Here is an 11765-nt window from a genome sequence, read left to right as displayed (position 1 = left end):
CACCGGCCGATCCCTGGAAGAGCTTCGGCGCGGTCATGGCCGCGACGCTGATCCTCGAGGCAATTGTGGTGCTGCTGGCGATACCGGTAGTCGGAGCGGTCGGCGGTGGGCTGACCGCGGCGTCGCTGGGCTACCTGATCGGGCTGGCCGTAGTTCTGATTCTGCTCACCGGGGTGCAGCGCAAGCCCTGGGCAATCTGGGTGAACCTCGCCGTGCAACTGGTGCTTCTGGCGGGCTTCGTGGTCTATCCGGGCGTGGGGTTCATTGGCTTGCTGTTCGCCGGGGTGTGGGCCCTGATCGCTTATTTTCGTGCCGAGGTTCGGCGGCGCCAGGAACCGCGCCGCCCGCCGCCGGACTGAAGCTGCGCAACTGAAGTTTGCCAACCGTTCGCTTTCGCGGTTGCCTGCCCGGCTGGTGAATCGTGACCTGCGACCAGCCCGCTAATGGGATAGCGGCGCAGGTCAAGCCGGTAGAGCGTAAGTTCCATCGCACGGCGCCGCGGCCGGCGCCGCGGGCCCGGTTCAGTGGTTATGTCGCCATATTTTTTTTCGCTGGAAAGGCCTAGCATCCGATATTTGTGGTCGTAGCGCAACGATCATGCGTCCAACGAAGGAAAGGCACATCGATGAGCAAGAAGAACACCCTGCGGTTGCTCGGAGCAGCCCTGGCCACGGCCTCGGCGCTCCTGCTGGCAGGCTGCGCTAGCGGTGGAATGGGGAACCCGACGGCAATGCCGGCCGGCGCCGCGGTGGTGGCGCCCGCCACTGGCGTCTAGTCAACCTGACCGACGATCTGCCCGGGACAACGTCCCGGGCAGATCCATGTAGACCGGTGATCGAGCACCAAGTTCGGGGCCAGTTTCTGGCAGTGCCCTCGGCCATCTACTGTTGTCCACCGTGACCGAACGGACCCTTGTACTGATCAAGCCGGACGGCGTCGAACGCCAGTTGATCGGCGAGATCATCAGCCGCATCGAGCGAAAAGGCCTCACCATTGCCGCGCTCGAGCTCAGGAAGGTCAGCGACGAGCTGGCCAGCAGCCACTACGCAGAACACGAAGGCAAGGCCTTTTTCGGGTCGTTGCTGGAGTTCATCACTTCGGGATCGGTTGTCGCGGCGATCGTGGAGGGACCGCGAGCCATCGCGGCGTTCCGCCAACTCGCCGGCGGCACCGATCCGGTGGAAAAGGCCACGCCAGGCACCATCCGCGGCGATTTCGGACTGGAAACGCAGTTCAATCTGGTGCACGGTTCTGATTCGCCCGAATCGGCCAAGCGCGAGATCGCGCTCTGGTTTCCCGGCAGCTAGTTCAGCGGCGCGCCGCAAGCTGTTTGCGGGCACCCAGGTCAGGGCATCGTGAACCGGCCCAGTGATGTGGGATACTGACTCCGGGTGAACGTCGCCAGACCGGCGTCAGACACCCGAATGAAGACTTGGACAAGCGCGACCATCGCCATCTCATGATGCGGCGCGGCACGTCAGGCCGTCATTCAGCACGGCGCCGAGTGGGTTCTCCCTGAGCCGCTCGGGGCGAGACCATCACAAGCTCGGGAGAAGCAGCCCGGGCCCATAGCGAAGCCCTCGCGTGGCCGCGTCGACAGGACGCGCCCGGGGGCTTGAGGAGAATACGTGGTAGACGGCGCGCCATCTGCAAACCCAGCAAACGAGCCGACCCAGGACGACGAACTGCCGGACCGCCGCATGCGAGTCCACCAGCTCGCACGAGCGCTCGGTAACACCACCACTGAGGTGTTGGAAGCCTGTGCCGAGCTCAACATTCAGGTGCGCAATGTGCAGTCCGGCGTGGACCCCGAGGACGCGCTACGTGTTCGGGATCTGTTGTTCCGCAAGCCTTTAGCGCACATTCCGGGCTTCAGTAGCCCAGTCAGCACCCCGGTGCGCGAACCGCAGCCGGCGTCGGCGGAGCCCGCCGAGCAGCGGCCGCACTACATGCCGCTGTTCGTTTCTCCGCAACCGGTGGCAGCCGAGGAGGACGCCGGCGACGATTCCGCGGCCGACGACGGCGACGACCTCGAAGCCGACGAGGACGACGAACAGACCGACCGGCCGGCGAACCGGCGGCGGCGCCGCGGTCGTCGCGGGCGCGGCCGCGGGCGGGGCGAACAGGGCGGCGCCGACGGCCAAGGGCAGGCAGGCGACGACGGCGAGACCGACGATTCCGGTGACGACCAGGACGCAGAAGACGCCGAGGACAGCGATAACGGCGAGGACGACAACGGATCCGCGGAGGCGGGCAACCGCCGCCGGCGTCGGCGCAGACGGCGTAAGTCGGGTGCCGGCGATGACAACGACGAGGGACCGGCACCCGACGATCCGCCCAACACCGTGGTGCACGAACGGGCGCCCCGCTCCGGAAAGTCCGGCGGCTCGGGCAACGGCGAAGACGCCGGCAACGAGATCAAGGGCATTGACGGCTCTACTCGGCTGGAAGCCAAGCGGCAGCGCCGCCGCGATGGGCGAGACGCCGGACGGCGCCGCCCGCCGGTATTGAGCGAGGCCGAGTTCCTGGCGCGTCGCGAGGCCGTCGAGCGGGTGATGGTGGTGCGCGACAGGGTCCGCACCGAGGCTCCGCATCCGGGCGCGCGCTACACCCAGATCGCCGTGCTCGAAGACGGCATCGTCGTCGAGCATTTCGTGACTTCTGCTGCCTCTGCATCGTTGGTGGGCAACATCTACCTCGGCATCGTGCAGAACGTGCTGCCGTCGATGGAGGCGGCATTCGTCGACATCGGCCGCGGCCGCAACGGCGTGCTGTATGCCGGTGAGGTCAACTGGGAGGCCGCCGGACTGGGCGGCGCCGACCGCAAGATCGAACAGGCCCTCAAGCCCGGCGACTACGTCGTGGTGCAGGTGAGCAAGGACCCGGTAGGGCACAAGGGCGCGCGGCTGACCACGCAGGTGTCGCTGGCGGGTCGCTACCTGGTTTATGTGCCGGGCGCCTCGTCGACCGGGATCAGTCGCAAGCTGCCCGACACCGAACGTCAGCGGCTCAAGGAGATCCTGCGCGAGGTGGTGCCGTCCGACGCGGGCGTCATCATCCGCACCGCGTCCGAAGGGGTCAAAGAGGACGACATCCGCGCCGACGTCGCGCGGTTGCAGGAGCGCTGGAACCAGATCGATGCCAAGGCGACCGAGACAAAGCAGAAGGCCGCCGGTGCCGCAATAGCGCTTTACGAAGAGCCCGACGTGCTGGTCAAAGTCATCCGCGACCTATTCAACGAGGACTTCTCCGGGCTCATCGTCTCCGGTGACGATGCCTGGAACACCATCAACGACTACGTGAATTCCGTTGCCCCCGACCTCGTTTCGAAGCTGACGAAATACGAGCCGGCTGGACAGGAGGGGCAGCCTGGTCCGGATGTGTTCGCGGTACACCGCATCGACGAACAATTGGCTAAGGCGATGGACCGCAAAGTGTGGCTGCCCTCGGGCGGCACGCTGGTGATCGACCGGACCGAAGCGATGACGGTGATCGACGTCAACACCGGCAAGTTCACCGGGTCCGGGGGAAACCTCGAGCAGACGGTCACCAAGAACAACCTCGAGGCGGCCGAGGAAATCGTGCGGCAGCTGCGGTTGCGCGACATCGGCGGCATCGTGGTGATCGACTTCATCGACATGGTGCTCGAGTCCAATCGCGACCTGGTACTGCGCCGGCTGACCGAGTCGCTGGCCCGCGACCGCACTCGCCACCAGGTGTCCGAGGTGACCTCGCTGGGTCTGGTGCAGCTCACCCGCAAGCGCTTGGGGACCGGTCTGATCGAGGCCTTCTCGACGTCGTGCCCGAACTGCAGCGGTCGCGGCATCGTGTTGCACGCCGATCCCGTCGATTCGGCCCCGGCGACCGGACGCAAATCCGAGTCGGGCGGGCGGCGCAGCCGGCGTTCGAAAAAGAGCCGTGCCGAGGAGCCGAGTGACAAGGGCGTCGTGGCCAAGGTCCCGGCCCACGCTCCGGGCGAGCACCCGATGTTCAAGGCGATGGCGGCGGGCTCAATGGCCGAACGCGGCGACGAGGAATCCGACGTCTCCGATGAGGAGATCACCGAATCGGTCGATGAACAGGCCGATGAGCAGGTTGCCGCCGTACTCCAAGACGCCGAAGACACCGACGACACTGAAGACTTCGAGGACACCGAAGACGCTGACGAAGACGAGGACGAACTCGACGACCTCGATGACGACGACGACCTCGACGACGAAGACCTCGACGAGGACGTCGACGAGGATGACGACGAGGAGGAGGTCGAGGACGACGACGACGACCTCGATGAGGATCTCGCGGACTCAGAAGACGACGACGATGAAGATTCTGATGCAGACGAGTCCGAGCCCATGGACTTAGCGGTGGCTGCCGAGCGTCCGCGCCGGCGGCGGGCGGCGGGCCGGCCCGCCGGCCCACCGACGCACGTGGACTGAATCCACTAAACCCTGAGCCAGGGGCCGGTTTGACCCTGTAGCTGCTGGTCAAGTACCCTTGGACAGTTGTCGTCAGGCCGGGTGACAAGGCTGTGACATTACTTGGGCCGGCGGCAGCGGGATTTATGAACCCGCACCCAAGACCAACCCAAGCGCCCCGCCGGTAATGCGCGCGCGGAGTGCAGAGTACGAACGAGACACGGACCAGAAGAGGTAGGAGCAACGATGGCGACGTACGCAATCGTCAAGACCGGCGGCAAGCAGTACAAAGTCGCCGTCGGAGACGTCGTCAAGGTCGAGAAGCTCGAGTCCGAGCCCGGCTCCAACGTGTCGCTACCGGTCGCGCTGCTCGTCGACGGCGCCAAGGTGACCACCGACGCTAGCGCGCTGGCCAAGGTCGCGGTGACCGGCGAGGTGCTCGAGCACACCAAGGGCCCGAAGATCCGGATCCACAAGTTCAAGAACAAGACCGGCTACCACAAGCGGCAGGGACACCGTCAGCGGCTGACGGTCCTCAAGGTCACCGGTATCAAGTAGCAGAGGCGGCAGAAATGGCACACAAGAAGGGCGCTTCCAGCTCGCGCAATGGTCGCGATTCGGCCGCTCAGCGGCTTGGCGTCAAGCGGTTCGGCGGCCAGATCGTCAAGGCCGGCGAGATCCTGGTCCGGCAGCGCGGGACCAAGTTCCACCCCGGCGTCAACGTCGGGCGCGGTGGTGACGACACGTTGTTCGCGAAGGCGGCAGGCGCGGTTCAATTCGGCGTCAAGGGCGGCCGCAAGACCGTCAGCATCGTCGGGCAAAGCACCGACTGATAACCGTCGTGGGCGAGGGGAAGCCCGATGCCTCGTTTTGTCGATCGGGTCGTCATCCACACGCGAGCCGGTTCCGGCGGTAACGGCTGCGCTTCGGTTCATCGCGAGAAGTTCAAGCCGCTGGGCGGCCCCGACGGGGGTAACGGCGGCCGCGGCGGCAGCATCTTCTTTGTCGTCGACCCGCAGGTGCACACGCTGCTCGACTTCCATTTCCGTCCGCACATCACGGCGCCGTCCGGCAAGCAGGGGATGGGCAGCAACCGCGATGGCGCCGCCGGCGCCGATCTGGAAGTCAAAGTTCCCGACGGCACCGTCGTGCTCGACGAGAACGGCCGGCTGCTCGCCGACCTGGTAGGCGCGGGCACCCGCTTCGAAGCCGCCGCGGGTGGACGCGGCGGGCTGGGCAATGCCGCGCTGGCCTCGCGCGCGCGCAAGGCCCCCGGCTTTGCGCTGCTCGGCGAACAGGGCCAAGCGCGCGACCTGACACTCGAACTCAAGACGGTTGCCGACGTCGGCCTGGTTGGATTTCCCTCAGCCGGGAAATCCTCGTTGGTGTCGGTCATTTCGGCGGCCAAGCCGAAGATCGCCGACTATCCGTTCACCACTCTGGTGCCCAATCTCGGCGTGGTCTCGGCCGGCGAGCACGCCTTCACCGTCGCCGACGTTCCCGGGTTGATCCCGGGCGCCTCGCAGGGTCGTGGCCTGGGCCTGGATTTCCTGCGGCACATCGAACGCTGCGCGGTGCTGGTGCATGTCGTGGACTGCGCCACCGCCGAGCCGGGCCGCGACCCGATTTCCGACATCGACGCGCTGGAAGCCGAACTGGCCGCCTACACACCGACTTTGCAGGGCGACGCGACGCTGGGCGACCTGGCCGAGCGGCCCCGGGCGGTGGTGCTCAACAAGATCGACGTCCCCGAAGCCCGCGAACTTGCCGAATTCGTTCGCGACGACATCGCGCAGCGCGGCTGGCCGGTATTCAGCGTGTCGACCGCAACTGGAGAAAGCTTGCAGCCCTTGATATTTGGGCTCTGGCGGATGATCTCGGAGTACAACGCCGCCCGGCCACAGGTCGTGCCGCGGCGCCCGGTCATTCGTCCGGTGCCCGTCGACGACAGCGGCTTCGCCGTTCGCCCGGACGGGGAGGGCGGTTTTGTCGTGACCGGTGCGCGGCCCGAGCGCTGGATCGGCCAGACCAACTTCGACAACGACGAGGCCGTCGGCTATCTCGCCGATCGCTTAGCGCGCCTTGGCGTCGAGGAGGAACTGCTGCGTCTGGGCGCCCAACCCGGCTGCGCGGTGACCATCGGCGAGATGACATTCGATTGGGAACCGCAAACGCCCACCGGCGACCAGGTCGTGCGGACCGGCCGGGGCACCGATGTGCGGCTGGAACGCAGCGAGCGGGTCCGGGCGGATGAGCGCAAGGCGGCCCGCCGACGGCGTCGCGAGCGCGACGGCAAAGACGGTGACGGGTGATGGCCAGCCCACACCGGGAAGCCGTCCGGACCGCGCGCAGGCTGGTCGTCAAGGTCGGCACCACGGCGCTGACCACGCCGTCGGGGATGTTCGACGCCGGCCGGCTGGCCGAACTCGCCGACGCGATCGAGGCGCGGATGAAGGCGGGCTCCGACGTCGTCATCGTGTCCTCGGGGGCCATCGCGGCAGGGATCGAGCCTCTCGGATTGTCCCGTCGCCCAAATGATTTGGCGACCAAGCAGGCCGCGGCCAGCGTCGGCCAGGTGGCGCTGGTGAACTCGTGGAGCGCGGCGTTCGCGCGGTACGGCCGCACGGTAGGGCAGGTGTTGTTGACCGCGCACGATATCTCGATGCGGGTGCAGCACACCAACGCCCAGCGCACACTGGACCGGTTGCGGGCGCTGCATGCGGTGGCGATCGTCAACGAGAACGACACGGTGGCCACCAATGAGATCCGGTTCGGTGACAACGATCGCCTTTCGGCGCTGGTGTCGCACTTGGTGGGGGCAGAGGCCCTGGTTCTGCTTTCCGACATCGATGGGCTCTACGACTCGGATCCGCGCAAGACGCCCGGAGCGAGATTCATTCCGGAGGTCTCCGGGCCGGCGGACCTGCAGGGTGTGATCGCCGGGCGCAGTAGCCATTTGGGTACCGGCGGCATGGCGTCGAAGATGTCGTCGGCGCTTTTGGCGGCCGACGCCGGGGTGCCGGTGCTGCTGGCGCCGGCGGCCGATGCCGCGACCGCGCTCACCGACGCCTCGGTGGGCACCGTCTTCGCAGCCCGCTCCGAGCGGATGTCGGCACGCCGGTTTTGGGTGCGCTATGCCGCCGAGTCGGCCGGCTCGCTGATGCTGGATGCCGGCGCGGTGCGAGCCGTTGTGCGGCAACGCCGGTCGCTGTTGCCCGCGGGCATCACCGCGGTATCGGGCCGCTTCTTCGGCGGCGACGTGGTTGAGCTGTGTGGACCGGATACCACGATGGTGGCCCGGGGCGTGGTCGCCTATGACGCGGCAGAACTCGCCACGATGATGGGGCGGTCCACTTCCGACCTACCCGGCGAGCTGCGCCGCCCGGCCGTGCACGCCGACGATCTGGTTGCCGTGTGAGATTACCGAGACGCCTTGAGATACAGTGCGCCCCAAACTATTTCGGCTAGTGTTGCGGCCAGTTCGGCGTCGTAGTCGGGCGGCTTGACCGGCAGGTTCTGCTGACAGGCCCGCTCGACCATCCACACCAGCGCGCTGGCGGTGGTGGACGCGGTAAGTTCACGGCGGATTGAGCCGTCGCCCTGGCCGTCCTCGATGACTCGGGTCATCCGCTCTATGACGGCGCCCAGCAGATCGCGATAGGTCTGCGCGGTCGCCGGCTCATAGGCGGCCACTTCGTTGAGCGCGACGAGCACCGGTTGGTGACGGCGATAGCTGGCGATGATGTCGGCCATCGCGGCCTGGACATCGGCAGGGTTGTGCCGCCAGGACATGTCCCACCAGCGTTGCCCGGCCGTGGACAGATCGCCGAATACCTGACCGGCGAGGCGGCGCAGCAGATCGCCCTTGTCTTCGAAGTAGATGTAGAAACTGGCCCGCGAAATGCCGGCCTCGGTAGCCAGCCGATCCACGCTGAGCTCGGTGAAGCTGGTGCCGTCGCCCATCAGGCGTTCGGTGGCCTCGAGCAGTTGCAGTTCGATCTGCTCGCGCCGCTGCTGGCGTGTCGCTTGAGATTTTCGCGTCACGGTCGGCATGTGCCGAGCTTAACGGATGATTGAACGTATTGACTAGACACTGTGTCTAGGCATATCGTCACGTTCCATGGCCACCTCTTCCGAAACGGTCGCAGCCGCCCGTCGCTATGACGCGATCGACTTGTCGGCCCGGGAGTTTTGGTCGACGACCGCCGAACAACGCGAACGCTCGTTTGCCGTGTTGCGCGCCGAACGGCCGGTCAGCTGGCAGCCTCCCATCGAAGGCGATCTGATGCAGGATCCCGACGACCCCGGCTATTGGGCGGTCACCCGGCGCGCCGACATTGTCACGGTCAGCCGGACCAACGAGGTATTCCTGTCCGGCAAAGGGGTGATGTTCGCGAACATTCCCGAGGAGCTGTTGGAGGCCTCGCAGTCCTTCCTGGCGATGGACCCGCCGCGGCACACCAAGCTGCGCAAGCTGGCCAGCGCCGCGTTCACCCCGCGGCAGGTCCGCCGCATCGAGGAGTCCGTTCAGCGCAACGCCAAGGCCATCGTCGAAGAACTGCGCACTGCCGGCAGCGGTGCCGATTTCGTCGAGCACTGCGCCAAAGAGCTGCCCATGCGCACACTGTCGGACATGATGGGGATCCCGGAATCCGAGCGGGAGCAGGTGGCGCGCGCCGCCGATGCGCTGGTGTCCTGGGCGGACCCGGAGTACCTCGACGGCCGCAACCCGCTCGAGGTGCTGTTCGAAAATCAGGTCTATCTGCATCAAGTTGCGGGGACGCTCGCCGCGCAGCGCCGCGAACATCCCGGCGACGATCTGTTCAGCAGCCTGGTGACGGCCGAAGTGGACGGCGACCGGTTGACCGATGCGGAGGTGGCCGCGTTCTTCGTGTTGCTTGCCGTGGCCGGCAACGACACCACTCGCCAAACCGCCAGCCACGCTTTAAAGGCGCTGACCGACTTTCCCGACCAAAAGGCTTGGCTGCACGCGGCTTTCGAGGAACGGGTAGGCACGGCGGTAGAGGAGTTCGTCCGTTGGGCGACGCCGGTGATGACCTTCCGCCGAACCGCGGCAACCGATTTCGAGTTAGGCGGCCAGACGATCAGGGCGGGGGAGAAGGTGGTGATGTTCTACGCCTCGGGCAACTGGGACCGCGACGTGTTCGACCGTCCCGAACGCCTGGACCTCGGCCGCAGTCCTAACCCGCATGTCGGCTTCGGCGGCGGCGGAGTGCACTTCTGCCTGGGAGCCCATGTGGCGCGGGCGCAACTGCGTGCCCTGTTCGGCGAACTACTGCGCCAGGTTCCCGATATCCAGGCCGGCGGACCGTCCTACGTGGTCGGCAACTTCATTCACGCCATTCGCCGCATGCCGTGCACGTTTTGATCCGGCAACTCGGCGGCTAATAGGGTCAGCAATTCCGAACAGCCGCCGTCGACCTTGACAGCGGCCAAGTAGTCGCCGCGGGTGCGGCCTCTATTGACGATCGCGATCGGGATGCCGAGGGCGGCGGCGTGTCGTACGAAGCGGTAACCGGAGAACACCGTCAGCGACGAGCCTGCGACCAACAGCGCGTCAGCTTGATCCACCAGTGAATAAGCCTGTGCTACACGGTCTTTGGGAACGTTTTCGCCAAAGTAGACGATGTCGGGCTTGAGCATGCCCGCGCAGCGCGGACAGTCGAGATAGCGGAACGAGGCGGTATCGGCGACGACGGCGTCGGCGTCCGGAGCGACGGCCAGGCCGCCGACGGCCTCGGCGCGCTCGATGAATCCTGGGTTGAGGGCTTCGAGCTGTTCGGCGAGCACGGCCCGGGAAATGGTAAAGCCGCAACTCAAGCACAGCACCTGCGCGTAGCTGCCGTGCAAGTTGACCACGTCGGTGCTGCCCGCCTTGGTGTGCAGCAGATCGACGTTCTGGGTAATGACTCCCATCACCAACCCGGCGTGCTGCAGCGTGGCCAGCGCCCGATGCCCGGCGTTGGGCTGGGTGTTGTCCATGTGTCGCCAGCCGACGTGGTTGCGTGCCCAGTACCGCTGCCGGAATGCCGGGTCCGAGGTGAACTGGCGAATGGTCATCGGGTTGCTGGGCGGCGCGTCGGGGCCGCGGTAGTCGGGAATGCCCGAGTCGGTCGAGATCCCGGCGCCGGTCAGCACCGCGGTGCGCCGACCGGCAAGCAGCGCAACGAGTTCGGGCGACTCCACATGGTCCACCCTAGCCAGCGCCCTGGCCAGTGGATTCAGGCTTTGCTCAAGGTGCATTGCGCACAATCGGCGACAACGGCGTCGGTTGGAGGTAGTCGGTGTCCTACATGGCGGTAGTTCCAGAGATATTGGCGGACGCGGTGGCCGATGTGGCCGGAATCGGCGCTGCCGTTCGCGCGGCCAGCGCAGCTGCGTCGAGTTCGACCACCGGCCTGCTGGCCGCCGGGGCCGACGAGGTATCGGCCGCGCTGGCGGCGCTATTCGGCACACATGCGCAGGGTTATCAGGCGGCCAGTGCCCAGGTTGCGACGTTCCATCAGCAGTTCGTGCGGGCCTTGACCGCGGCGGCGACCTCCTACGCCGGCGCCGAGGCCGCCAGCGCGTCACCGCTGCAGGAACTGCTCAATGCGATCAACGCGCCCACCGAACTCTTACTGAAACGCCCGCTGATCGGCGACGGCGCCCCCGGCGGCGTGGTGAACGGGATCGGGCAGGCCGGCGGGGCCGGTGGGCTGCTCTTTGGCAATGGCGGCGCGGGCGGCAGCACCACCGTCGCCGGAGGAATGGGCGGGGCGGGCGGTGCCGCCGGGCTTTTCGGCAACGGCGGAACCGGTGGTCAGGGCGGGCCCGCCACGGCCACTCTCATCGGAGGCGCCGGCGGCAGCGGCGGCGCGGGGGGCATGATCTTCGGCGCCGGTGGCGCCGGAGGCCCAGGTGGAATCGGCACCCTCAGCGCCGCCGGAGGCACGGGCGGCATCGGCGGCAACGCCGGCTTGTTCGGCACGGGCGGGACAGGTGGGATGGGTGGTCAGGGCGCGACCGGCACCACCGGAACCAATCCCGACCAGCTGCCCGGACCCTATCTCCATGCGCACGACGGCGCCAACGGCACGAATGGATCCGACGGTAAACCGGGCGACGCGGGCGTCGGGCCCAACCAGCAGGGTGGCACCGGCGGTGCCGGCGGAAATCGAACTGCCCAAAACTCACTCGGCACCATCACGGCGGGTGCAGGTGGAAATGGCGGCGACAGCAGCCCCGGTGTGCCGGGCGGAACCGGCGGCGACGGCGGGACCGCTGCCAACGCGCTAGGGCCCGCTCAGGGGGGCCACGGCGGTACTGGCGGGATGGGCGGCGTGGGGG

Annotated in this window: 12 protein-coding genes; 10 read left to right on the top strand and 2 right to left on the bottom strand. The window is 67.1% G+C overall.

Annotated elements, in window-relative coordinates:
- The first annotated feature begins 35 nt into the window (after positions 1 to 35).
- The 8 genes from BST12_RS23085 to proB all read left to right on the top strand — a co-directional run bounded on the left by BST12_RS23085 (position 36) and on the right by proB (position 7833).
- Positions 36 to 359, top strand: a complete 324-nt coding sequence (locus tag BST12_RS23085; protein WP_083115599.1) for a DUF4233 domain-containing protein — start codon at positions 36 to 38, stop codon at positions 357 to 359.
- 266 nt (positions 360 to 625) lie between these two features.
- The gene (locus BST12_RS32205; protein ID WP_170062181.1) at positions 626 to 775 is read left to right on the top strand and encodes a hypothetical protein; all 150 of its coding nucleotides are present in this window, start codon (positions 626 to 628) and stop codon (positions 773 to 775) included.
- Between the two features lie 121 nt (positions 776 to 896).
- Positions 897 to 1307 (top strand): nucleoside-diphosphate kinase, encoded by a 411-nt coding sequence (gene ndk, locus BST12_RS23080; RefSeq protein WP_083115583.1) that lies wholly within the window; start codon positions 897 to 899, stop codon positions 1305 to 1307.
- Positions 1308 to 1628: 321 nt separating this feature from the next.
- Positions 1629 to 4436, top strand: a complete 2808-nt coding sequence (rne, locus tag BST12_RS23075) for a ribonuclease E (protein WP_083115582.1) — start codon at positions 1629 to 1631, stop codon at positions 4434 to 4436.
- Positions 4437 to 4661: 225 nt separating this feature from the next.
- The gene (gene rplU / locus BST12_RS23070) at positions 4662 to 4973 is read left to right on the top strand and encodes a 50S ribosomal protein L21 (protein WP_083115581.1); all 312 of its coding nucleotides are present in this window, start codon (positions 4662 to 4664) and stop codon (positions 4971 to 4973) included.
- A 14-nt stretch (positions 4974 to 4987) separates the two neighbouring features.
- Positions 4988 to 5248 (top strand): 50S ribosomal protein L27, encoded by a 261-nt coding sequence (gene rpmA / locus BST12_RS23065; RefSeq protein WP_083115580.1) that lies wholly within the window; start codon positions 4988 to 4990, stop codon positions 5246 to 5248.
- Positions 5249 to 5275: 27 nt separating this feature from the next.
- Complete coding sequence (gene obgE / locus BST12_RS23060; RefSeq protein WP_083115579.1) at positions 5276 to 6727, top strand: GTPase ObgE; 1452 nt, start codon at positions 5276 to 5278, stop codon at positions 6725 to 6727.
- On the top strand, positions 6727 to 7833 hold the full coding sequence (gene proB / locus BST12_RS23055) for a glutamate 5-kinase (RefSeq protein WP_083115578.1): 1107 nt from the start codon (positions 6727 to 6729) through the stop codon (positions 7831 to 7833). Before obgE ends, proB begins: the two co-directional genes overlap by 1 nt.
- A 2-nt stretch (positions 7834 to 7835) precedes the next feature.
- Here the strand turns inward: proB and BST12_RS23050 are convergent, their stop codons facing one another.
- Positions 7836 to 8468, bottom strand: coding sequence for a TetR/AcrR family transcriptional regulator (locus BST12_RS23050; RefSeq protein ID WP_083115577.1), 633 nt, complete (start codon positions 8466 to 8468; stop codon positions 7836 to 7838).
- Positions 8469 to 8535: 67 nt separating this feature from the next.
- On the opposite strand from BST12_RS23050, the gene BST12_RS23045 reads away from it, so the two are divergent.
- Positions 8536 to 9804, top strand: a complete 1269-nt coding sequence (locus BST12_RS23045) for a cytochrome P450 (RefSeq protein WP_083115576.1) — start codon at positions 8536 to 8538, stop codon at positions 9802 to 9804.
- Here BST12_RS23045 and BST12_RS23040 read toward each other — a convergent pair.
- Positions 9771 to 10679: an NAD-dependent protein deacetylase gene (locus BST12_RS23040; protein ID WP_083115575.1), complete on the bottom strand. Its 909-nt coding sequence runs from the start codon at positions 10677 to 10679 to the stop codon at positions 9771 to 9773. The two genes, BST12_RS23045 and BST12_RS23040, sit on opposite strands and share 34 nt — an antisense overlap.
- 41 nt (positions 10680 to 10720) lie before the next feature.
- On the opposite strand from BST12_RS23040, the gene BST12_RS23035 reads away from it, so the two are divergent.
- Positions 10721 to 11765: PE family protein (locus tag BST12_RS23035; RefSeq protein WP_425437411.1), on the top strand; the 1045-nt coding region annotated here is incomplete at its 3' end.

The sequence above is a fragment of the Mycobacterium angelicum genome, from assembly GCF_002086155.1.
GTDB lineage: Bacteria > Actinomycetota > Actinomycetes > Mycobacteriales > Mycobacteriaceae > Mycobacterium > Mycobacterium angelicum.
This window is presented reverse-complemented; position numbering and strand designations above follow the sequence as displayed.